The organism is Oceanisphaera sp. IT1-181, from assembly GCF_033807535.1.
Lineage (GTDB): Bacteria > Pseudomonadota > Gammaproteobacteria > Enterobacterales > Aeromonadaceae > Oceanimonas.
Map to the genome: position 1 here is coordinate 91559 of NZ_CP136856.1, position 21617 is coordinate 113175.

The window sequence follows — 21617 nt, forward strand, 5'->3', positions numbered from 1 at the left end:
GACCCAAGATTGCTTTCGAAGTGTCGTTATTCGTGTTGGTGACACGAATAGTCAACGAGTATCCTTCAAGACGGGCAAGCCATCAGGCTTGCCCTTTTTCATGCCTGAATTTCTGGAATGTGAGGAGTGAAGGGTGAGACGTGAAGAGGAAAAATATAGCCCAGCCCTTATAAAATAAAATTTTTGAAGCTCTGTTCGTCGTCCGTGGTTTCTGTGGCAAAAAGCGCTCTGTCACTTTGAGATTTTAAATTTACCTCTCTTCTTAAAATAAAAAAACCGATGCTGGGCATCGGCTTTTTACTGTGGCGCTTTATAGAGCCTGCGTGCTTACTGCTGGCGTTGGCGCAAGAAGGCCGGAATATCTAGCCCTTCGGGCATGGCATCTTGAGCAATGGCGGTTTCAGTGGCTTCAGGCTTAGGCTGTTGCGTGGGCGCTATGGTGGCTTGCGGTGGTTGAATACCGGTAGCAATCATAGTCACCTGAATGCTGTCAGTGAGGGTGGGATCTAAGGTGATACCCGATACCACAGTGGCAAATTCACCGACGCACTCTGCGACCAAGTCACCGATTTTCTGGAAATCGTCCAAGCCGATGTCCATAGAGGCCACCACGTTAAGCAATACGCCACGGGCGCGCTCCAGCTCGACTCTTTCCAGCAAAGGATTATTCAGCGCTTGTAAGGTCGCGTCCTGTACCTTGTTTTCGCCGGTGCCAATGCCAATGCCCATTACCGCCTTGCCTTGTTGGCGCATAATAGTACGCACGTCGGCAAAGTCGATATTAATCAAACCGGTTTGGCCTATGATATCGGCCAAGCCTTTAACGGCGTTTTGGATAACTTTACTGCTTTCGGTAAAGGCTTGCAGCAGAGGCGTTTTTGAGCCCAATACTTTGAGTAAGTAATCGTTGGGCAGCACTAACAGCGCATCCGTATGCTCTGATAGCGCAACTAGGCCATCGTCGGCAGCTTTAGCGCGCAGCTTGCCTTCAAAGCCAAAGGGGCGGGTGACGATAGCAACTGTCATGATGCCGAGCTCTCTGGCCACTTTAGCCACTATGGGTGCCGCACCTGTGCCCGTGCCGCCGCCCATACCGGCCGTTATAAAGCATAAATCCGCGCCCCTGAGTTGGGCACGGATTTCATCAATACTTTCTTCTGCCGCTAAGCGGCCCACTTCTGCCTGTGCACCAGCACCTAGGCCGCGAGTTAATACCTTGCCCAGTTGCAACACATCCACGCGGCTTTGTTGCAGCGCTTTGGCGTCGGTATTCATGGCCACTATATTCACGCGGTCAGGCAAAGTGCTATCCGCTAATAAATTGACGGTATTACCGCCGCAACCGCCTACACCAATAACGCCTATATTGATGACATCACATTCCGGCTCGGCAGGTTCAAAAAACAGGTGGTCGCTCATCCGGGACTCCGTGGAAAAACAAAAGGGCTGAATCTGTCAGCCCTCGAATATAAGTTCTGGAAATAATAGTTTAACTGTTTTTCAAGGATTCAGGAGCCAGTATCTCAACTTTTCCTGCCATATCTGTTAACCAGCGGCGAAATTCTGGCGAATCTTTGACCTCAGTTTCCACCATCATGCTCTGCTTGTCGTAACGGGTCAACCTAGGGTTGTTGCCGGGAATCGCCGTTTCAATAATGGCGCGATTCGGGCTGGTGATACGACCCACAAAATGAATGGTATCGGCTTCTTCGTGGTAGCCTTTTTCGCGGATCAATTTATTGACGCTAAACTCACGAGGCTGGGTCACTGGGCGACTGGTCAGCTCTACTTCTTTAATATGCTCAAAGGAAATACCGTAAACTTTAGGATCCATATCAGAGACGGTGCACAGCAACATAGTGCCGTCTTTACGACCGACGATACCCAGTGGATTCACCTGTTCGTAACGCAACCATACGGTGCGGCCTTTGATCACGCGTCTAATTTCGGCGCTAAACTTGCGACCACGCCACAGTGCATCACGAATAGTGGTGGCACGGCGAATTTCTGGGCTGCCAGCAAATGGCCGCGGCAGACTAATCACGTTTTCCACCCAGCGACTGGCCAAATCACTTTTGCTGTCTTTAATGACTTGGTTAGCTTTATCAATAATAGGGTTTAACTCATTTAGCACACTGGCTGGCAGCAAATCGGCGGCCTGGTCGTTCCAGGTCTTAAGCGCCATGGCTAAGCCCAGTGGCATAAAGTTAGCAAAATCATTTAAACCATTGCGTTCAAAACACCAGCCGTGGGGTTTGCTGCGATCATCGGAGGTGAGATCAAACAGGCCCATGCCGGACATTTCTTCTAAGTCGCGCTGTACAGTGCGCAAACTTACCTGGATACCTTCTTCTTCTAGCTTTTCTTGCAGCTGTCGCGCGGTCAGCTTATACGGACGGTATGGAACACAGCGCGCCAGGGTCAATTGTCTTAATAGCTTCTTACTCATGGTGATGCCCTCTTGCTTGGTATGATTCTATCCTAGTCTCGTGCTGTGACAACTTCTGTCGCAGCCTTTATCGGGTCGACTGTCGCTATTTGTAGACACATGGGGTTTTGTGGTCTGTTCCTGACGCATGCGACCGCTGGCTATTAGTAACGGGTTTGTACTATAAGTAGTTGAAGTTAAAGAGTGTTTTAGGGGGTGCTATGAAAATAATTACGGTTTTTCTGCTATTTTATAGTGCAATCAGCTGGGCACAAGTTGTCGTACCCCCACCCTTTACGACAGAAAATAAACCGCTATTACCCAGTAGCGACACCGTCTATAAGCGCTTAAAGGAGCTAGATGACGCATCCGTTCAGGCAAAAATGGTCTCGCTTGGCCGCTCGGCAGGCGGCTTACCCATAGCAGCGCTGTTGTTTTCCAACTCGCCGGCCTTCTTAGCTAAGCCGTTGGCAGAGCCGAATAAAGTCACCGTTATGCTGTTGGGGTCGCAACACGGTAATGAACCTGCAGGGGCGGAGGCGCTGCAGCAATTAGCGACGGAGCTTGCGACGGGCCAACATGCGGACTTATTAGCGCGGCTAAATTTAGTGTTGGTGGTGCTGGCTAATCCCGATGGCCGCGACTTGCGCTCGCGTTACAATGCCAATCAAGATAACACCAATATCGATTATGTGGCCTTGCAGGCGAGCGAAACCCAATTGTTGGTGGACGCCTTGCAGCACTTTGATCCCGATGTGGTGTACGACGCTCATGAGTCAGGCATTTGGAAGCGCATCTTAACTAAAGAACAAGGCTGGATGACGGACGTAGAAGCGCAGTTTGATATGGGCAATAACCCCAATATTGATGCGCGGCTGCGCCACTATACGGAGCAATACTTATTACCTGAGCTAATTAAGCGAGTATCAGAGGCCGGCTTGCCTGCCAGTCGTTATCGGGGGGAGATTACGCAGTTGGGCCAAACTGTGGCGCGCGGTGGTTTGGGCATCACTAACTTGCGCAACTACGCCGCTCTGCAGGGCCGAGTATCTATCCTGGTGGAAAACCGCTTAGACAATAAAGAAGGCCGCTATGCCACACCGCGCAATATTGGTGAGCGTATTCGCAAGCAACATTTAAGCATGCTGACCATGCTGCAGCTGGTGGCGGATGAGGCTGAGCCTTTATTGGCGGTCTCGCGGGCGGCCCGCGAGCAGTGGCACTCTGATGAGAACGGCGAGCAAATATTGGCCATGGGGGTGAGCTTTGGTATTAACCCCGCCCTGCCCGAAGTTGAAATACCATTAGTACGTTTGGCAGATGGTCATCAAGAGTTGCATCGTTTTGCTAATCACGACGCCATTATCAGCCAATATAAGGTGTCTCTGCCGGCAGCCTACGCCATTACTCGCGAGCGAGAGCGCATGGCGAGCTGGCTTCGCCTGCATCATATCGACTTTATTACCTTGGCCGCCCCGCGCACCGTACTTGCTGAGCAGTTATTGGTAACCGACTTAACCGCGCAGCCTAAATCGCGACCCGGAGTGCGAGAAAAAGTCCAAGCCCAAGTACAGGTTACGCCCGCCCATGTGAGCTTACAGCCAGGCGATTTATTAGTGCCCATGACACAGCCGTTAGCGCCCTTGGCGGCCTTAATGTTGGATCTGCGCTCGGCCAATGCCTTATATCAAGAAGCGGCGTGGCCTTGGCTAGTGCTGGGTGAGTTTCCGGTGTTTCCCGTGCGGGAGCCAGTGGCGCGCTAAGCTCATAAAAAACCGCACCCAGTACATTGACGGGGTGCGGTTTCATGCGTGATTATTTTAAGGCTGATTTATAGCGCCAGCCTTATTTTAAATAGTCAGTTTAAAGCGCCAGCCAAGACAACGGTGATTTACTGACGGCAGCGCCATAGATGTAGGCGAAAATAGCAATTGAGGCCACGGTCGCTACTAAACGTTGATTGCGCGTCTTACCGCGTTTAATGGCAATGGTGCCCACTACGATATACAGCACTAAGCCAATGACCTTGGCGGTGAGCCAAGGGCTGTTATCAAAGGGGATCTGCTTGGTTAATACCGCCAGCCAAACACCCAATGCCAACAGCAGGGTATCGACAATGTGTGGCAGTATTTTTAGCAGCTTGCTCTTGATGCGATCCGGTGAGGGTACCGCTAGCCAAGCGCGAAACATAAAGAGAGTAATACTGATTAACGCAAACATCATGTGGGCATGTTTAATGGCCATGATAGACATAGTAACTCCAAGAAAAACGAACGAGGGCGCCATGATAACAGGAACCGCTTTTGTGATTGTGTGAAATACTGCTTTGCATCAAGGCAAGGTGCGGGAAAGCGCTTTATGTTAGCGCCCAGCAGCACCCATTTAATCAGGAGTAACAATTACATGTTCAAAACACTCGTCTATGGCGGCTTGGCTTCTTTACTGGCCGCTCCTGTATTAGCGGCATCGCTGACGGTCTATAAATCGCCCACTTGTGGGTGCTGCGAAGATTGGATCAGCCATATGCAAGAGTCAGGCTTTGAGGTGAAGGCTATCGACCGCGATAATATGATGCCGATAAAACAGCGCGCCGGCGTAAAGCCTGAGCTGGCTTCTTGCCATACGGCTTTGATTGATGGTTATGTGATTGAAGGGCATGTGCCGGCCGCTGACGTACGCCAACTATTAGAGCAAAGGCCGGCGGTGCGCGGGCTAACCATTCCCGGTATGCCACAAAGTGCGCCCGGTATGGATATTCCAGGCACCCCTTACGAAGTGCTGAGCTTTGATCAAGCCGGCAATACTGAGGTGTTTAGTCGTTATCCTGGCTAGCGCCCTCGGGTTCAAAGGCAATAAAACGGCTGCCTTGAAAGACTAACATGCCGGTTTGGGCGGGTAACAGTTGCTCATAGAGTGACGGGCTAACCTGAAACTCTTGTTCGCTCGCCCCTTCTAAAGGGCGAAAGGTGACGTAATAATTCACTTTAGGCGCCGGCATCTCGGTTTGCTGCTTGCGGGTTTGGCCCATAAATTCGCGCGTGTGCTTATCGACCACTAATACCCGTACGCTGTGCTGAGCCTGGGTATTATTAAAGAAATAAACGCTTAGGCGGCGGCCCAGCACCACGATAGCAATCAGAATGATGAGCCAGAATACAATTTTACCCATTGAGTCCCCCTTCTTGTCGTGTTTTGCTTACAGTGATTTAGTTTTGCTTAACACTATCGATTTTTTCTTAACATGGTTAGGCTCAGTTTAGGCTTGTACAGTTCGAATTTCAGTTTCAGCACCCGCCCATTCGTTAAAGGTGGCCCTTGAGTTATCTCATGATATACCGCACCGGCGTCGCGCTCGCCTTATTATTGACGGCTCACGTGGGGCTGGCACAGTCTTTACCTGCTGAGCAGTTATCTACTGAGCCGTTACCTATTGAGCTGCTACCTATTAAATCATCGCCGAGCCATTTACTCTCGGAGCTAGCAGTCAGCGCCACGCTTAAACGTGCAAGCGTACCGGCTTGCCCTAAAGAAAACGCCCGCGAGCTGAGCTTAAGCTTAATCGAGGGCCAAGTGCAGGGCCGTTTGCGCGAATTAAGCCTGGATTTAACTTGCTCCCACAGTCGACTGAATAATGAAGCTGAGCCTGCCAATAACGATGCTTTATCGCTACTGCTGACGCTACCTGCCATCGATTTTAAAATAGATAACCTGACCTTACAGCTGGCCGAAGGTCGCGTTAGCGGCCCCGCCGAGCTGCACCATAAACAGCAGCAGCTGAGTGTGATCTGGCAGACTGAGGCCGGTAGCGTCCAGCTTGATATCAGGCCCGATCGCCAAGGCTGGCGCTGGCAAGGTCAGCTGCCGGGGCACCTACTTACGCCAAATTTGCGCCAACCCGTGCGCCTAAGCGGCGGCTGGCAGCCTGAGCAACCATTAACGGTTAAGGTAGCGGGCGCCTTGCCCACGCCTTTATCCGGCAATTGGCAGTTAGCGCTGGCGGCGAAACAAGCGGCTAACGGCTGGCAACTGCAGCCTAGCTCCCAGCTCAGCATACCCCGCTTAACGTGGAAAGAGCTCACCCTTAACCAGATTACTGTGACGCCTCAGGGTGAATTGGCGCTCGACAAACCTTGGCAAGCCCGCGTCAATTGGCAGCAAGGCAATTGGAAAAAAGGCCGTTTACCGGCGGCCAGCCTGCAACTCCAAGGCGAAAGCCTCACAAATCTGCAAGGCAAGGTGCGCGCAGACTTAAGGCCTGATCTGCAATTAACCGGCACTTGGCGTTATGACCATGGCTTGGCGCTCACGGTGCCGGCGCAAAGCGTGTCGGCGGCCAGTACTTGGGCCTGGCTAAATGATTGGTTGTTACTACCGGTGGGGTTAAGTACCGAAGCGGGGCAGCTGCGGGTGTCATTGAGCGCGGCCAATCTCTTAAATACTAAAGTGCCCATCCTAATGACTGCCGATCTTAACCAAGGCCAGCTTAAGTATCGCGACATGCTGGCGGAAGAGCTGGCGGCTAAGTTTAAGCTCAGCTGGCGTAGCCCGCAGGGCTTGCGAAGCCTTGGGCCGCAAGCGGTATCGGCGGCACGGCTAGATGTGGGCGTGCCTATTACTGATATTCACGGTGCGCTGCGCTGGCAAGCAGATGGACTTTGGTTATCAGGGCTCACGGCGCAAGTGCTTGACGGCCATATAGCACTCTCACCGATGGCGCTTAATGCCAAACCCAGCGGCGAGGCGCACTTTAGTGATATCGCGCTCGCAAAGCTGCTGAGCTATGCCAATGTGGAGGGTCTCACCGGTAGCGGCAGTCTTAAAGGGCGACTGCCCTTTGTTTATGATCAAGGTTTGAGCGTGAAAAACGGGCGTGCCGAGAGTCAGGATGGCTGGATTTCGTATCAGGCTGGCGAGCAGCTCGCCGCCACCGGTAAGGCTAATATTTCGCTGGGTTTGACCTTAGGTTTGTTGAGCGACTTACGCTACGATAAGTTGAGTGCCGACATTTCCATGGCGCGCACCGGTGAAGCTGTGATCAGCAGCCACCTGCAAGGTCGAGCGCCCGTTAAGGGCAAACTGCATCCCGTTAACTTCAATTATCACCATCAAGAAAACCTGTTACAGTTGCTAGCCAGTCTGCGTTTTGCTCATGATTTAACAGAGCGACTGCCGGCCAGCCTTCAGGGGGAGAGCGAGTAAATGAGAAAATATACGGCCATTGTCGGTCTGTTATTACTGAGCGCTTGTACGCCTCGGGTGGAGATAATGGTGCCAGACAAGCCCATTACCGTGAATTTGAACGTCAAAGTCGACCATGAGATCAGAATTCGGGTTGATAGAGAGCTGGAAAAGTTGTTTGAACAAGATAAAGACTTGTTCTAAGGAGTGACTATGCGGTGGTTAATCATTATGTTTGCGGCAGTGTTAAGCGTTTCAGCTTGGGCACTCGACTTACAGCAGGCTAAGCAGCAAGGCTTAGTGGGTGAGCAATTAAATGGCTTAGTAGGCGTGGTGCGCGGCGGTGGAGAGGTGACGGCGGTGGCTAACGACATTAATCGTAAGCGTTTGTCCAGTTATCAAGATATTGCTCAGCGCACTGGCACCAGTCTCACTGTGGTGCAAAGCCGTGCCGGCCAATACAACATTGAGCGTACCCAAGCCGGTGATTATATTCAGCTGGCCGACGGTAGCTGGCGTAAGAAGTAGCTTACTGCGTTTACGCTTTACGTCGTACGCTACACGCCGTACGTCAATAAACTACATTCTTCGCCTTACGCGATAGGTGCAACATAAAGCGGTCTTTTGTCGGGGCCGCTTTTTATTACGAATGCTCTGCTCGAGTTTGTCTTTTCCGTATGACGTATCGCGTACAACGTACAGTTTTCTTCTCATAAAAAGGTCTTGATGTGTCTGTAACGCCGCCCCTTGCTCGAAAAATTCCTTATACCCTGACTCAGCATAACGATACCCGCATTGACCACTACCATTGGCTGCGCGACGACGAGCGTACCAGCCCAGAAGTCTTGGCCTATCTTGAGCAAGAAAATCACCATACCGAGCAGGTATTAGCACCGCTCGCGGACCTACAAGCCACTCTGTATCAAGAAATGATTGCCAGATTGCGCCCAGATGATAATTCTGTGCCCTATCTAAAAAATGGCTACTGGTACCAAAGTCGTTATCAAACGGGGTTTGAATATGCGCTGGTTGAACGTTATGCCGACGGCTACCCTGAGCGAGTAGAGTTGCTGCTCGACGGTAATGAGCGAGCAGAGGGCCAAGCCTATTACGATCAAGGCCAATTAGCGGTGAGCCCTAATCAGCAAATATTGGCCTTCGCCGAAGATTTTGTGTCGCGCCGCGAATATCAAATTCGCTTTAAATCGCTGAGCAGCGGCCAGCTTTACGACGAAGTGTTAGAACACACGTCCGGTAACTTGGTGTGGGCGAACGATAGTCTTACCTTATTATATGTGCACCAAGACCCAGAAACCCTGCTGCCTTATCGAGTATATCGTCATACCTTGGGCACGCCGCAAGCCCAAGATGTGTTGGTGTATGAAGAGGCGGACGCGAGCTTTTATATCAGCATTTATAAAAGTCGCTCGACAGATTATGTGGTGATTGGCGCTTGGAGCACCATTACCAATGAAGTCAGCTTAATCTCCGCCCATGAGCCCACCACCCCGGTCACGCTATTTTTAGCTCGCCAGCGCGGTCACGAATATGAGGTTGAGCACTATCAAGACCAGTTTTATGTGCGCTCTAATAAAGACGGCGTTAACTTCGGTCTCTATCAAACCGACCAGATAACTGGTGACTTAGGCCTGTGGCACACGTTGGTGGCACCACGTACCGAGGTATTGTTAGAAGACTTTACGCTGTTTAAAGATTGGCTGGTGTTAGAAGAACGCAGTCACGGCTTAACACAACTGCGTCAATTGTATCGCCACCCACTTAACGGCCAGCAAATAAGCGAGCATTCGATTCGTTTTGACGATCCTACCTATGTCACTTGGCTGGATGTAAACGCCGAAGCCGACAGCCCTTGGCTGCGTTATGGCTATTCCTCGATGACGCAGCCGGTGACTTTGTATGAGGTCAATATGGATACTCAAGAGCGCCGCGAGCTGAAACAAGAGTATGCAGGGGAGCAGTTTGTTAGTGCCGACTATCGCAGTGAGCGCCTTTGGGTGCAGGCGCGCGATGGCGCCCAAGTGCCGGTGTCTCTGGTGTATCGAGCAGACTTATTTAGTAAACAAGACGCCGCCTTTAGTAAAGGCCAACAAAACCTCGCTAGCGGCAATCCCTTACTGATCTACGGCTATGGTGCCTACGGTGCCAGCATGGACTCCGACTTTAGTGCGGCGCGCTTAAGCTTACTGGATCGGGGTTTTGTGTATGCCATTGCGCACGTACGTGGCGGTGAAGAACTGGGCCGAGATTGGTATGAACAAGGCCGCTTGCTCAGCAAGCAAAACAGCTTTAATGATTTTATCGATGTAACCCAAGCGCTGGTGAACCAAGGCTATGGCGATAAAGAACGCGTATACGCAGCGGGCGGCAGTGCCGGTGGTTTATTAGTGGCGGGCGTGATTAATATGGCGCCGCATTTGTATCATGGGGTAGTGGCAGCGGTGCCCTTCGTGGATGTGGTAACCACTATGTTGGATGAGTCAATTCCGCTCACCACCGGCGAATTTGATGAGTGGGGTAACCCTGCGGATGCTCAGTTTTATCACTACATTAAATCCTACAGCCCCTACGACCAAGTACAGGTGCAGGCGTACCCGCATCTGCTGGTGACCACAGGCTTTCACGACTCGCAGGTGCAATATTGGGAGCCCGCCAAGTGGGTAGCCAAACTTCGCGAGTTCAAAACCGACAGCAATTTATTGCTGTTGCATTGCGACATGGACACCGGCCACGGCGGTAAGTCTGGGCGCTTTGAGGCCTACCACGAACTGGCCCGCGAATACGCCTTCCTGCTGGAGTTGGCGGAAGAGAAGATGAAGTGTGAAGGGTAAATGGTGAGGGGATAAAGATAAGCTAACCCCAGAGCTTAAAGACTTTCTCGCCACGGAATACACGGAAAAACACGAACGAAGAGCAAGAACCAAAAGAGAATAAAACATCTGTTTATAAGGACTTACCAATAAATAGATTGCCGTCTCTTAGTTTTTCCGTGTATTCCGTGGCAAAAATAGCTCTTCGCTTTTCCTGATTACCCACAAAGCTCAGCCATGTTTCAGTGAACTCAGAACCAATGAATTCAATAGGTTACAGGGAGGTGCCGCCTCTTCGGTAAAGAATATGAGGCTCAGTTTGGTATTTTGACCTTGTAGGGGCCAATTTATTCGGCCCGGTTTGGTGTTTTGGTTTAAATCTAAACCTCAGTAACAGCCAGCAGAGCTGGCCTGCCGAATAAATTGGGCAGCTACAAAGAATAAACCGAAACAGGGTGCATTATGGCTGAGGTTCATACGTAATCAGGTCGCTTTTAGGTTGTTATATTTATAGCCGTCACACGGAGCTGACGGCTACACACCTCACATCCGTTAGCTAAACGACTGCACTATCACCACTAGTACTAATACGGGGCAGACGAAGCGTACGTACCAAGGCCAGATCTTCCAAAATAGCCCTTGTGCCACCTCAGGATTGCCCTGCTGTAACTCAGTTAACACCGCATTGCGCTGCCACACCCAACCCGCATAAATGGTAATACACATGCTCACCAGCGGTTGGGCATATTGGGTGGTAAGCGTGATCACCAAGCCAAACAAGCTGCCAAAGTTAAATACAATCACCACACTAAACAGCGTGCAGACAGCGGTCACCAACCAGGTGGCTTTGATGCGCGATAATGTGGAAGACTCCAACACCAATGACACCGGCGCCTCTAGCATAGAAATCGCCGAGGTGAGGGCAGCTACTATCATTAGCACGAAAAAGGCCAAGGCTACCGGATATTGCGCCGCGCCCATGGTCTTAAATAAGGCCGGTAATACCGAAAACACTAAGGTATCTGAGCTAATTAGGCTGCCGTCTTCGGCGAAAATGGTCACGCCATTATGCTGGGCCACGTACATGGCAGGCAGAATTAGCAAACCGGCCATAAAGGCCACGCCGGTATCAAGCAAGGTTACTTGTGCCGCCAGTGCCGGAATATTGGCTTGACGATTCAGATAAGAGCCATAAAGCATCATCACCGCCGCACCTAGGGATAATGAGAAAAAGCTTTGGCCTAGCGCAGCTATGAGTACATCACGGTTGAGTACGCGACTAAAATCGGGCACCAAATACACTTTTAAGCCTTCGCTGGCGCCAGGCTGCAATAACATATAGCCGGTCAGCAGCACTAGCATCAGCAGCAGCAGGGGCATCAGCCGCGTCGACCATTTCTCGATACCTTGCTCTAGTCCTCGGCTCACTACATACAGGCTCAGCAGGGCAAACAATAGCGTGAACACTAAATTACGCGCGGTTGAAAAGTCTGTTAACCAAGCGGCGGTCGCGTCGGCACCCATAAGGCCGGCAACCGGCTCTAGGGCATAGGCCACAAACCAGCCAGAGACGATGGCGTAAAAGGTAAAAATAAAACTGACCGTCAAGATAGCGGCCAAGCCCACCAAGCCTGCCAATAACTTACTGCTTTTATTGCGCGTCAGTGTTTGCAAGGCACGAAAGGGATTAGCTTGGCCATGGCGACCGATAGTAATTTCTGCCACCAGCATGGGGTAACCCAGCAAAAATATAAACAGCAGGTAGACCAAAAGAAAAGCGCCGCCGCCATTGCTGGCGGCCTGAGTTGGAAAGCCCCAGATATTACCCACACCAATGGCTGAGCCGGCGGCGGCCATCACGAATCCTAACTTGCTGCTAAATTGCGCCCTTTTTTCCACGTCTTGCTGCTCCTGCTGACTGTAAGCTTTTGTGTACACACCGCCCAATTAAAATCGCGCCAACGTCAGGGTTGGGCAGCGCTTTTGTCAAAGGAGAGGGGTTTTGGGTAGGCAATATAGGCGATTGCCGGTGCTTTTTCAGTAAAAAATAAATAGCTAACGTCATAAGTCTCATCTTTGACTGTCGCAGATTCGTTACTTTTGTTGGCGGCACCGTTAGTAGTGCTTCAATCAGCTCCTTTATTTTGTTAACTAGTTCACGGCTGTGACAGAGTAATCAAAAACTGACCAAACAGAGCTGACCGCGCGGCGACAAAGGGGTATGATCCCTTCATTAATCGGTTAGATTTTGGTGTGTTGTGGGTATTCGCGCTCAACAAAAAGAAAAAACCCGTCGTACGCTAATTGATGCAGCTTTTAGTCAACTTAGTGCCGAGCGCAGTTTTTCGAGCCTGAGCCTAAGAGAAGTGGCGCGCGAAGCCGGTCTTGCACCCACTTCGTTTTACCGTCACTTTAAAGATATGGAAGAGCTGGGGTTGACCTTGGTCGACGAAGGCGGCTTAACATTACGGCAGTTGATGCGCCAAGCTCGTCAACGCATTGCCGATGGTGGTAGTGTTATACAGATCTCGATAAAAACTTTTATGGAGTTTATCGATCGCAGTCCCGATGTGTTTAGGTTATTACTACGTGAACGCTCAGGTACTTCGGCTGCTTTTCGCCAAGCCGTAGCCCGTGAGATCCAACACTTTACTGCTGAATTAACTGATTATTTAGAAGAGAAACAACAGACTAGCCGAAGCTATGCGGAAATGCAGGCTCAAGCTATGGTCACCATAGTATTTAGTGCAGGTGCAGAAGCGCTGGATATGAACGAGAGTGAGCGTGCGGCTTTGGCCGAGCGTATGACCTTGCAACTGCGAATTATTGCCAAGGGCGCAGATGCATACAATAAAGCAAAGAGGCTTTAGGCCCTATATTAGGAAGGATGACCATGTCAGTAACTAAGAATATTCGTCGCAAACCTATCTTATTAGCGCTACTCGTTGGCTTGTGCGGTAATGGCACATTGGCGATGTTAAGCGTAAGCCAGTTAACGTTTTCTATTTTCCCTATCATAGCGCTAGTGCTGGCAGCCCGTATGCTCTATCGGGAATACCTCACCGTACCTATGGAAGGTGACACCCCACTTTGTACCTTGCTCGCTTTTCTAATTGGCGTGTTTGCTTACTCAGCCGTGTTGCGTACCGAGTTTCCGGAAATGGGCACTAACTTCTTCTCGGTAATGGTAAGTCTGGTATTAGTCATTTGGTTGGCGTTAAAAATGGGTGTGGCCGCACGCCCAGTAGCTGCAGAAGACGGCGTTAAGTCTTAACACTCGCCTTAACTCTGGTCTTAAAAAGACGACAAGCCCGCCATTTGGCGGGCTTTTTATTTGGGTGTGAGGCGTGAGGGATAGAATTCCGCCTTCGGCGAAATGCGAGAGCAAGCGTGCGCCTACAAAAACATGCCCTTTGTTTAGCTCGGCTATCACGCCTCACCTTTCACTGCTTAATCCGTCACCACCGGCAGGTTTGCCAAGCCACCCCATTCAGTCCAAGAGCCATCGTACACCGCAATTTTTTGATGGCCAGTGAGGTAGGCCGCCAGCGCAATAATAGCGGCGGTAACACCAGAACCACAGCTACAAATCAGTGTTTGCTCAGGGCTTAACAAGGGGGCTAGTTTTTGCGCTAATTGGTCTTTGGGTAAATATTGCCCTTGCTGCAACAGCTCGCTAAACGGTAAGCAAGCCGCACCTGGCATATGGCCAGCTCGCACTCCAGGGCGCGGGTCGGGCGCTTGGCCACTAAAGCGCTCACGGCTGCGCGCATCTAAAATTTGCTGGCTGGGTTGCGTGAGCGCCGCTTGCACTTGATTAGCGTCAGCAAGCCAGTGGTCTTGTAGTCGGGCTTCAAATTTACCAGCAGCCACCGCTGTGGGCGGTGTGTTATCTACCGGCAAATCGAGAGCCAGCCAATTTGGCAAGCCACCATCCAGCACTGCCACTTGGGAGTGGCCCATGGCCTTAAACATCCACCACGCTCGAGGGGCAGCAAAAATACCACTGCTGTCGTAGACAACTATTTGCTGCTGATTGCTAATGCCTAACGCGGACACTTGTCGCGAAAACTGCTCAGCACTCGGCAGCATGTGCGGCAGTGAGCTAGTGTTATCAGCTATCTCTTGGTCAAAATCAAAAAAACGGGCGCCGGGAATACGCTGCTGGCGCCATTCACTTGCGCCAGAACGCTGTGCGGCGGGCATATGCCAGCTGGCGTCCAGCACCACTAAATTTGGGTCATGTAAGTGTGCCGCTAGCCAGTGCGCGTCCACTAAAGCGGAAGGTAATTGTAAAGCCGTCATGATAATTACTCCTGTTTAAGCGATAACTTTATCCTAAGCGACGCGCTCAGTTGGAACTATATTTTTATCAAGCGAATTTTTGTAAGAGATCCGCCCGACTTGCTGTGCGCCATATCGTAATATGCGGGGTGCAATAACGCTTTAGCGAGTAGCATTAGTGCACCTTTAAAATTAATGCTATCAAAAACAACAACTTAAAAATAAATAGTGATTTATTCGCATAATGCACTACGCATTCTTAACTTGAGACGCGCATAAAATACTGTATAGTTACTTTAGCAGGGAGCAAGGGAAGCCCATCAGGAAGACAGGCTTGCTAAGTAAGGCGAAAGGAATTCCGCAGGAAGCGGCAAGGGACACCTCTAGGATGGAGAGTGATGCGAATCAGGATGAGTCGCAGTCAGGATGACACAGGACACGCCGATGGATCGGTATGAGGAAATGCCTTAAGGATAAGGTACTATGTCAAGGAGTGCAGGGAGCAACATTGGTTTAGGGATTTGAGCCATACGACAACCCAAAGGGGGATGACGATAGTCATCCCCCTTTTCTATGCCTTAATTTCGTTGTTCAGCGGCGTGGCTAACGCAAGGTCAACAGACTCTAATTTAAGGTTTATTAGTATGAGCCAGTGGCATGCTATTTATTGGGCGGGCAACAGTCTAGAGGCGCATTTGTTAAAAGGCGCATTAGAAGTCTCGGGCATTGAGGTGCAACTGCAAGGGGAAGCGCTAGCTGGAGCCTTAGGTGAGCTACCCGCCAATGCCATAGAAGTGACGCTATTGGTTAAGCACCAACACCTAGCCCAAGCTCAGCAAATTCTATTAAACTACCAACAACAAAATAAGCCGGCTTGGCACTGCCAGCAATGTGGAGAACACAATGCTGGCAGTTTTGAGCTTTGTTGGCAGTGTGGCCAAGACACCACGCCCGAAGCTTGCGATTAATCTTTCGACTGTTGTTTTTTCTGTCTGTTTTGCGCGTTTTTCTGCTTATTTTCTTCCGAAATTTCTTTTAGGCGTGCGCGGTGGTGATTCATGGCAAACGAGCCGAATACCAGCACCGCTAAATAGTCTTTGGCAGTCAGATCTAAAAACTTAGAAGCCTGCTTTAGCATCAACATTTGCAAGAGGTGCATGACTAGCACCACCACACCCAAAATCATGGGCATAGTGCCGACTTCTTGAAAGTCTGGGCCCACAATGGCATAAATAACGCCTGCCCAAAACAGCAGCATAATCAAACGCATGATCAGATTTATTATGTTCATTGCACAGCTTCTCTTTGATAAAGTTGATAGGACACTTGGCCGGCCTGCTTGTCTTTTAACAGCCGCCAATTTAGGGGTAGTAATAGGTCGCCGGCCTGTTCGCGCTCTATGTATATTTGCGCGTCTTCACTCAGCCAGCCATTCGATTCTAATAATTGGCAAGCTTGGGGCAATAACTGCTGATGAAAGGGCGGGTCTAAAAACACCACATCAAAGGCGCGCGCGGGTGTTTGCAAAAACGCCAATGCATCTTTGTGTATTACCTGGCCAGGAGCGGCGGGTAAGCTCGCTAAATTTTGCACTAATTGCTTAGCGACACTGGCGTCTTTTTCTATCAGCACTACCTCGGCGGCACCGCGTGATAAGGCTTCAAAGCCTAAGCTGCCGCTGCCTGCAAACAAGTCCAAGCAGTGAGATTGGCGAATATCGAACATCAGCCAATTGAATAAGGTTTCTTTAATACGATCAGTGGTGGGCCTTAAGCCTTCACTATTAAGCACGGGTAATTTACGCCCGCGCCATTGGCCGCCAATCAAGCGAATTTGGCCCGAGGCTGCTGTGGCTTTTTTTACTGGTTTTGCTTTTGCCATCTCGTTTCGCCGTCTTTCAATAAAGTGCTAGTATGAGGGCGGTTTTGCACCCTCAAGGTGCTGTGTATTCTAAAGAAGGGACAGAGCCACGGCCAGCTCTAATCTCCCCCCGACATTTGTGAGTAATAACATAATGGCAAAAAAAGGTATTTTATCTTGGTTTGGCTTTGGCAAAAATAAAGAACAGCCAGAACCAGCGCAAGATCAGGCAGCAGAACAAGCACGTTTAGCCGCCGAGGCCGAAGCCGCAGAGCAGGCGCGATTACAGGCAGAAGCTGACGCCGTCGAGCAGGCTCGCTTGGCGACAGAGGCCACCGCCACTGAACAGGCACGATTGGCAGAAGCAGCAGCGGCCGAGCAAGCACGGTTAGCGATTGAAGCTGCAGCGGCAGAACAAGCTCGTTTAGCAGCAGAAGCCGACGCGGCAGAGCATGAGCGGTTGGCAGCAGAATTTAACGCCGTGGAGCAGGCACGACTAGCAGCGCAGGCTGAAGCGGCCGAGCAAGCACGATTGGCAGCGGTCGCCGAAGCTCAAGCGGAAGCCGCCGAACAGGCGCGATTAGCAGACGAATTTGCAGCGGTAGAGCAGGCGCGCTTGGCAACTGCCACCCAAGCCGCGGAACAGGTGCGTGTTGCGGAAGAAGCAGAAGCGGCGGAGCAAGCTGGTTTGGCAGCAGCCGAAGCGGCAGAACAGGCTCGTTTGGCAGCGGAAGCCGAAGCGGCAGAACAGGTGCGTTTAGCAGCAGAGGCCGAGGCGGCAGAGCAGGCGCGTTTAGCAGTAGAGGCCGAGGCGGCAGAGCAAGCGCGTTTGGCGGCAGCAGCCGAAGCAGCAGAACAAGCGCGTTTGGCGGCCGAAGCACAAGCCGTAGAACAGGCGCGCTTAGCAGCAGAAGCCGAAGCGGCGGAACAGGCTCGTTTGGCAGCAGAAGCCGAAGCGGCAGAACAGGCTCGCTTGGCAGCCGAAGCCGAAGCAGCGGAACAAGCGCGCTTGACGGCAGAAGCCGAAGCGGCAGAACAGGCTCGTTTGGCAGCAGAAGCCGAAGCGGCAGAACAGGCTCGCTTGGCAGCCGAAGCCGAAGCAGCGGAACAAGCGCGCTTGACGGCAGCAGCCGAAGCGGCCGAACAGGCGGGTTTAGTGGCAGAAGCCGAAGCGGCGGAACAAGCTCGCTTGGCGGCAGAAGCAGCAGAACAGGCTCGTTTAGCGGAAGAAGCCGAAGCAGCAGAACAAGTGCGCTTAGCAGCAGAAGCCGAAGCGGCAGAACAGGCGCGTTTGGCAGCAGAAGCCGAAGCGGCAGAACAGGCTCAATTAGCAGCAGAAGAGCAAGCGTTGGCTGCGGCAGCGCCAAAGCAAGGTTTCTTCTCCCGCCTTAAGAGTGGTTTGCTGAAAACTCGCCAAAATCTGGGCTCAGGATTTTTTGGCCTATTCAGCGGTAAAAAAATTGATGATGAGCTGTTTGAAGAGCTAGAAACTCAGTTGTTGACGGCGGATTTGGGCGTAGAAACCACGCTCTCGATTATTGATAATTTAACGCGCCAAGCCAATCGTCGTCAGTTGAAAGACGGTGAAGCTCTGTATGAACTACTAAAAGAAGAAATGGCCACTATCTTACACAAGGTGGAGCAACCCTTGGTGATAGATAGCGAGCATAAGCCTTATGTGATTTTGATGGTGGGCGTTAATGGCGTGGGTAAAACCACCACCATCGGAAAATTGGCTCGCCAGTTTCAGGCTGAAGGTAAGTCGGTAATGCTGGCCGCGGGCGATACCTTCCGTGCGGCAGCGGTTGAGCAGTTACAAATCTGGGGTGAGCGTAACAAGATCCCGGTGATTGCTCAGCATACGGGTGCCGATGCGGCCTCTGTTATCTATGATGCAGTAGAAGCCGCCAAGGCGCGTAAGGTCGATGTGTTACTGGTCGACACCGCCGGGCGTTTGCAAAATAAAGCGCACTTGATGGACGAGCTGAAGAAAGTGGTGCGCGTGATGCAAAAAATTGATGGCGCAGCTCCCCATGAAATCATGCTGACGCTGGATGCGGGCACTGGCCAAAATGCGCTCAGTCAGGCAAAAGTCTTTAATGAGGCGGTACCGATCACCGGTATTGTCTTAAGTAAGCTGGATGGTACCGCCAAAGGTGGGGTCATTTTTGCGGTGGCCGACAAGTTTGGTATTCCTATTCGCTATATTGGGGTGGGTGAGAAAATTGATGATTTACGTCCCTTTGTCGCCCGGGAATTTATTGATGCGCTTTTCAGTCAGGATGAATAAATGATCCGCTTCGAGCAGGTGAGTAAGGTGTACAGCGGCGGCTTTCAGGCGCTGCAAAAAGTGAGTTTTAACCTTGGCAAGGGAGAGATGGCCTATTTGACGGGGCACTCGGGTGCCGGCAAAAGTACCTTGCTCAAGTTGATCAGCGTGATGGAAAGGCCCACCGATGGCCATGTGTTTTTTAATGGCCAAGATGTGAGCCGCATTCGTCGCGGTCATATCCCGTATGTGCGCCGCCGCATAGGCATGATCTTTCAAGACCATCACCTCATTAACGGCCGTACCGTGTTTGATAACGTGGCGCTGCCCTTGGTGATTGAGGGTTATAACCACAATGATATTCGCCGCCGGGTATCGGCGGCACTCGATAAGGTCGGCTTGCTTGGCAAAGACCGTTACTTTCCGCTGATGTTATCCGGTGGTGAGCAACAAAGGGTCGGTATAGCGCGCGCCATCGTCAATAAGCCGTCTTTATTGTTGGCGGATGAGCCGACTGGTAACTTGGATCCTGCGTTATCGATGGAGATACTACGCTTGTTTGAAGCCTTTAATAGCGTGGGCGTCAGTGTGTTAATTGCCACCCACGATACGGGGCTGATTAATGCCCAGCGTCATCGCACTTTGACCTTAAGCGCTGGCCGATTGGTTGCGGAGGCCGAGCTATGAGCCGCCATAAACTATCGGTGTTTCAGCGTTTTGGTATGTATGCCCTCGATCATGCACGCCAGCTGTTTGCTAGCCTAGGTGAAATTTGGCGCACGCCGTTAAGCTCACTGATGACCATAGCGGTGCTCGGGGTGAGCTTAGCGCTGCCGGCCAGTTTTTATGTATTATTGAAAAATACCGAAACGGTGAGTGCGGTATGGCAGAGCAAGGCGCAAATCAGTCTGTATCTGCAGCAAAAAGCCAGCGAAGCACAAATCACTGAGCTGCATGAGCGCTTAGCCAAGTCTGAGAATATCGCGAACGTCACTTATATCAGTGCCGAGCAAGGCTTAAAGGACTTTCAGGGGGCGGCGGGCTTTTCCGAGGCGCTAGACTTACTGGCTGATAATCCGCTGCCGGCGGTATTAATCTTGAACTTGTCGGAAACAGGGCGCGCCCCAGATGCCGCCGAGTTACTGCTTGCCGACATGCATGCCGAGCCCATTGTGGAAACGGCGCGTCTTGATATGGCGTGGTTAGCTCGGTTATCCGGTATCGTCGATTTATTGCGCCAAGCGGTGATTGGCATGTCGACTTTGCTGTTGGCAGGCGTCTTGTTGGTGGTCAGTAATACGTTGCGCCTGAATATTCTAAATAGTCGCTACGAAATTGAAGTGATGAAGCTGGTGGGCGCCACCGATCGCTTTATTCAACGGCCTTTTTTGTATGTTGGCCTGTGGTACGGCATTATAGGAGGCTTGTTAGCCTGGTGGCTAACCTTGGTGATGGTGTTTTGGTTAAGTCATAAGGTCACCTCACTGGCCGATTTGTATCAGAGTGACTTTAACTTATTGGGCTTAAACCTAGAAGAAAGCCTGCTGCTGATCCTAACCGGTACTGTGCTGAGCTTGTTTGCCTCTGGTTTTTCTGTGCGCCGTCACATTCGCGCCATCGAACCCAGCTGAGCGTGACAAGCGAGTTGAACTTTATCACCTAAATATGGTCTTATATACGCTTCATAAGGCCATCCCTATTGGCCATTGCTATGACCTTTAGGTTACGACCTCTAGTTTTTAATAAATACATTTTCCGCTGTGCAGCTAGGCAGAGCGTATCCAGTTTCAGTTGCGCAACCTAATTGCGCGAATCTAGAGTGTGTACTGCCGCTGTTTTTATACGGAGTCATGTAAGAATGAATACGAGTGTAATGACAACAGATTTTCAGCGCGATTTTTCCCTTGTTCCTCAAGGTAGCTTGGAAGCTTATATCCAAGCGGTCAATACCATTCCTGTGCTCAGTGCCGAACAAGAAAAGTCACTGGCCGAACGACTCTTTAACGACGGTGACTTGTCTTCTGCTCGCCAGATGATCATGTCTCACCTGCGTTTTGTGGTGCACATAGCCCGTGGTTATTCCGGCTATGGTTTACCACAAGCAGATTTGATCCAAGAAGGTAATATCGGGCTAATGAAAGCCGTGAAGCGCTTTGACCCTGCGGTCGGCGTGCGCTTAGTCTCCTTTGCCGTGCATTGGATCAAAGCCGAAATTCACGAATATGTGCTGCGTAACTGGCGAGTGGTAAAAGTAGCTACCACCAAGGCGCAGCGTAAGTTATTCTTTAACTTAAGAAAATCAAAGAAGCGTTTAGGCTGGTTTAACCAAGCCGAAGTCGCGATGGTGGCGGAGAACTTAGGCGTATTACCGGCTGAGGTAGTGGAAATGGAGTCGCGCATGAGCGCGCAAGATCCCGCCTTTGACTTATCGTCAGACGATGACGACCGAGATACCAGTTTTTCGCCGGTGCAGTATTTGCAAGATAACAGCTCGGATGTGGCACGTCAGGTAGAAGCCGAAAACTGGGAGCAAACCAGTAACCGTCGCTTGCGTGCCGCCGTGGCTACATTGGACGAGCGCAGCCAGCATATTATTCAAGCTCGCTGGTTAGATGAAGAAGAAAAAATTACCTTACAAGTATTAGCCGATGAGTATGGCGTATCTGCAGAGCGCATCCGACAGCTGGAAAAAAGCGCGCTGAAGAAGCTGAAAACGGCCATGGATTCATAAGTGACAATTAGGTCATATAAAAGGCCCGCAAGGGCCTTT

Annotated in this window: 21 protein-coding genes; 13 read left to right on the plus strand and 8 right to left on the minus strand. The window is 51.1% G+C overall.

Annotation, left to right across the window (positions count from 1 at the left end; all coding sequences use genetic code 11):
* Nucleotides 1–327: 327 nt before the first annotated feature.
* Both ftsZ and R0134_RS00380 read right to left on the minus strand, forming a co-directional pair.
* Nucleotides 328–1419 carry a cell division protein FtsZ gene (gene ftsZ / locus R0134_RS00375; protein WP_319782961.1) on the minus strand — a complete coding sequence of 364 codons (1092 nt, stop codon included), beginning with the start codon at nucleotides 1417–1419 and terminating at the stop codon, nucleotides 328–330.
* Between the two features lie 70 nt (nucleotides 1420–1489).
* Nucleotides 1490–2449 carry a helix-turn-helix transcriptional regulator gene (locus R0134_RS00380; protein ID WP_319782962.1) on the minus strand — a complete coding sequence of 320 codons (960 nt, stop codon included), beginning with the start codon at nucleotides 2447–2449 and terminating at the stop codon, nucleotides 1490–1492.
* 200 nt (nucleotides 2450–2649) lie between these two features.
* On the opposite strand from R0134_RS00380, the gene R0134_RS00385 reads away from it, so the two are divergent.
* On the plus strand, nucleotides 2650–4191 hold the full coding sequence (locus tag R0134_RS00385) for a M14 family zinc carboxypeptidase (RefSeq protein ID WP_319782963.1): 1542 nt from the start codon (nucleotides 2650–2652) through the stop codon (nucleotides 4189–4191).
* A gap of 100 nt (nucleotides 4192–4291) precedes the next feature.
* On the opposite strand, the gene R0134_RS00390 is transcribed toward R0134_RS00385, so the two are convergent.
* Nucleotides 4292–4681: a SirB2 family protein gene (locus R0134_RS00390; RefSeq protein WP_319782964.1), complete on the minus strand. Its 390-nt coding sequence runs from the start codon at nucleotides 4679–4681 to the stop codon at nucleotides 4292–4294.
* A 150-nt stretch (nucleotides 4682–4831) separates the two neighbouring features.
* On the opposite strand from R0134_RS00390, the gene R0134_RS00395 reads away from it, so the two are divergent.
* Nucleotides 4832–5260, plus strand: a complete 429-nt coding sequence (locus R0134_RS00395) for a DUF411 domain-containing protein (RefSeq protein WP_319782965.1) — start codon at nucleotides 4832–4834, stop codon at nucleotides 5258–5260.
* Here the strand turns inward: R0134_RS00395 and R0134_RS00400 are convergent.
* Nucleotides 5241–5597: a DUF2500 domain-containing protein gene (locus R0134_RS00400; RefSeq protein ID WP_319782966.1), complete on the minus strand. Its 357-nt coding sequence runs from the start codon at nucleotides 5595–5597 to the stop codon at nucleotides 5241–5243. The genes R0134_RS00395 and R0134_RS00400 overlap by 20 nt on opposite strands.
* Before the next feature lie 146 nt (nucleotides 5598–5743).
* On the opposite strand from R0134_RS00400, the gene R0134_RS00405 reads away from it, so the two are divergent.
* The 4 genes from R0134_RS00405 to R0134_RS00420 all read left to right on the plus strand — a co-directional run bounded on the left by R0134_RS00405 (nucleotide 5744) and on the right by R0134_RS00420 (nucleotide 10455).
* Nucleotides 5744–7627, plus strand: a complete 1884-nt coding sequence (locus R0134_RS00405; protein WP_319782967.1) for a YdbH domain-containing protein — start codon at nucleotides 5744–5746, stop codon at nucleotides 7625–7627.
* The gene (locus R0134_RS00410; protein ID WP_319782968.1) at nucleotides 7628–7810 is read left to right on the plus strand and encodes a YnbE family lipoprotein; all 183 of its coding nucleotides are present in this window, start codon (nucleotides 7628–7630) and stop codon (nucleotides 7808–7810) included.
* Between the two features lie 9 nt (nucleotides 7811–7819).
* Complete coding sequence (locus R0134_RS00415; protein ID WP_227875178.1) at nucleotides 7820–8134, plus strand: YdbL family protein; 315 nt, start codon at nucleotides 7820–7822, stop codon at nucleotides 8132–8134.
* A gap of 200 nt (nucleotides 8135–8334) precedes the next feature.
* Nucleotides 8335–10455, plus strand: a complete 2121-nt coding sequence (locus R0134_RS00420; RefSeq protein ID WP_319782969.1) for a S9 family peptidase — start codon at nucleotides 8335–8337, stop codon at nucleotides 10453–10455.
* 531 nt (nucleotides 10456–10986) lie between these two features.
* On the opposite strand, the gene R0134_RS00425 is transcribed toward R0134_RS00420, so the two are convergent.
* Nucleotides 10987–12333, minus strand: a complete 1347-nt coding sequence (locus tag R0134_RS00425; protein WP_319782970.1) for a sodium-dependent transporter — start codon at nucleotides 12331–12333, stop codon at nucleotides 10987–10989.
* A gap of 359 nt (nucleotides 12334–12692) precedes the next feature.
* Between R0134_RS00425 and fabR the strand changes: the two genes are divergently transcribed.
* Both fabR and R0134_RS00435 read left to right on the plus strand, forming a co-directional pair.
* Nucleotides 12693–13304, plus strand: a complete 612-nt coding sequence (fabR, locus tag R0134_RS00430; RefSeq protein ID WP_087035706.1) for an HTH-type transcriptional repressor FabR — start codon at nucleotides 12693–12695, stop codon at nucleotides 13302–13304.
* Nucleotides 13305–13327: 23 nt separating this feature from the next.
* Nucleotides 13328–13708, plus strand: a complete 381-nt coding sequence (locus R0134_RS00435) for a YijD family membrane protein (protein ID WP_319782971.1) — start codon at nucleotides 13328–13330, stop codon at nucleotides 13706–13708.
* Between the two features lie 176 nt (nucleotides 13709–13884).
* On the opposite strand, the gene sseA is transcribed toward R0134_RS00435, so the two are convergent.
* Nucleotides 13885–14739, minus strand: a complete 855-nt coding sequence (sseA, locus tag R0134_RS00440; RefSeq protein ID WP_319782972.1) for a 3-mercaptopyruvate sulfurtransferase — start codon at nucleotides 14737–14739, stop codon at nucleotides 13885–13887.
* A gap of 623 nt (nucleotides 14740–15362) precedes the next feature.
* Here sseA and R0134_RS00445 point away from each other — a divergent pair.
* Nucleotides 15363–15686, plus strand: coding sequence for a DUF2007 domain-containing protein (locus tag R0134_RS00445; RefSeq protein ID WP_319782973.1), 324 nt, complete (start codon nucleotides 15363–15365; stop codon nucleotides 15684–15686).
* On the opposite strand, the gene R0134_RS00450 is transcribed toward R0134_RS00445, so the two are convergent.
* The gene (locus tag R0134_RS00450; protein ID WP_319782974.1) at nucleotides 15683–16009 is read right to left on the minus strand and encodes a DUF1145 domain-containing protein; all 327 of its coding nucleotides are present in this window, start codon (nucleotides 16007–16009) and stop codon (nucleotides 15683–15685) included. The two genes, R0134_RS00445 and R0134_RS00450, sit on opposite strands and share 4 nt — an antisense overlap.
* Complete coding sequence (gene rsmD, locus R0134_RS00455) at nucleotides 16006–16599, minus strand: 16S rRNA (guanine(966)-N(2))-methyltransferase RsmD (RefSeq protein WP_319782975.1); 594 nt, start codon at nucleotides 16597–16599, stop codon at nucleotides 16006–16008. Before rsmD ends, R0134_RS00450 begins: the two co-directional genes overlap by 4 nt.
* A 595-nt stretch (nucleotides 16600–17194) precedes the next feature.
* On the opposite strand from rsmD, the gene ftsY reads away from it, so the two are divergent.
* From ftsY to rpoH, 4 genes are all read left to right on the plus strand, one after another.
* Nucleotides 17195–18868, plus strand: a complete 1674-nt coding sequence (gene ftsY, locus R0134_RS00460) for a signal recognition particle-docking protein FtsY (RefSeq protein ID WP_413641439.1) — start codon at nucleotides 17195–17197, stop codon at nucleotides 18866–18868.
* Nucleotides 18869–19534 carry a cell division ATP-binding protein FtsE gene (gene ftsE, locus R0134_RS00465; RefSeq protein WP_319782977.1) on the plus strand — a complete coding sequence of 222 codons (666 nt, stop codon included), beginning with the start codon at nucleotides 18869–18871 and terminating at the stop codon, nucleotides 19532–19534. It begins immediately after the preceding gene.
* Nucleotides 19531–20478, plus strand: a complete 948-nt coding sequence (ftsX, locus tag R0134_RS00470) for a permease-like cell division protein FtsX (RefSeq protein WP_319782978.1) — start codon at nucleotides 19531–19533, stop codon at nucleotides 20476–20478. The genes ftsE and ftsX overlap by 4 nt, the downstream gene beginning before the upstream one ends.
* 242 nt (nucleotides 20479–20720) lie before the next feature.
* Nucleotides 20721–21578: an RNA polymerase sigma factor RpoH gene (rpoH, locus tag R0134_RS00475; RefSeq protein WP_319784274.1), complete on the plus strand. Its 858-nt coding sequence runs from the start codon at nucleotides 20721–20723 to the stop codon at nucleotides 21576–21578.
* Nucleotides 21579–21617 lie beyond the last annotated feature (39 nt).

Bases quoted from the DNA above. Each gene is read 5' to 3' on its own strand.
- ftsZ (WP_319782961.1), bottom strand. From the start codon at position 1,419: ATGAGCGACCACCTGTTTTTTGAACCTGCCGAGCCGGAATGTGATGTC.
- R0134_RS00380 (WP_319782962.1), bottom strand. From the start codon at position 2,449: ATGAGTAAGAAGCTATTAAGACAATTGACCCTGGCGCGCTGTGTTCCA.
- R0134_RS00385 (WP_319782963.1), top strand. From the start codon at position 2,650: ATGAAAATAATTACGGTTTTTCTGCTATTTTATAGTGCAATCAGCTGG.
- R0134_RS00390 (WP_319782964.1), bottom strand. From the start codon at position 4,681: ATGTCTATCATGGCCATTAAACATGCCCACATGATGTTTGCGTTAATC.
- R0134_RS00395 (WP_319782965.1), top strand. From the start codon at position 4,832: ATGTTCAAAACACTCGTCTATGGCGGCTTGGCTTCTTTACTGGCCGCT.
- R0134_RS00400 (WP_319782966.1), bottom strand. From the start codon at position 5,597: ATGGGTAAAATTGTATTCTGGCTCATCATTCTGATTGCTATCGTGGTG.
- R0134_RS00410 (WP_319782968.1), top strand. From the start codon at position 7,628: ATGAGAAAATATACGGCCATTGTCGGTCTGTTATTACTGAGCGCTTGT.
- R0134_RS00415 (WP_227875178.1), top strand. From the start codon at position 7,820: ATGCGGTGGTTAATCATTATGTTTGCGGCAGTGTTAAGCGTTTCAGCT.
- R0134_RS00435 (WP_319782971.1), top strand. From the start codon at position 13,328: ATGTCAGTAACTAAGAATATTCGTCGCAAACCTATCTTATTAGCGCTA.
- sseA (WP_319782972.1), bottom strand. From the start codon at position 14,739: ATGACGGCTTTACAATTACCTTCCGCTTTAGTGGACGCGCACTGGCTA.
- R0134_RS00445 (WP_319782973.1), top strand. From the start codon at position 15,363: ATGAGCCAGTGGCATGCTATTTATTGGGCGGGCAACAGTCTAGAGGCG.
- R0134_RS00450 (WP_319782974.1), bottom strand. From the start codon at position 16,009: ATGAACATAATAAATCTGATCATGCGTTTGATTATGCTGCTGTTTTGG.
- rsmD (WP_319782975.1), bottom strand. From the start codon at position 16,599: ATGGCAAAAGCAAAACCAGTAAAAAAAGCCACAGCAGCCTCGGGCCAA.
- ftsE (WP_319782977.1), top strand. From the start codon at position 18,869: ATGATCCGCTTCGAGCAGGTGAGTAAGGTGTACAGCGGCGGCTTTCAG.
- ftsX (WP_319782978.1), top strand. From the start codon at position 19,531: ATGAGCCGCCATAAACTATCGGTGTTTCAGCGTTTTGGTATGTATGCC.
- rpoH (WP_319784274.1), top strand. From the start codon at position 20,721: ATGACAACAGATTTTCAGCGCGATTTTTCCCTTGTTCCTCAAGGTAGC.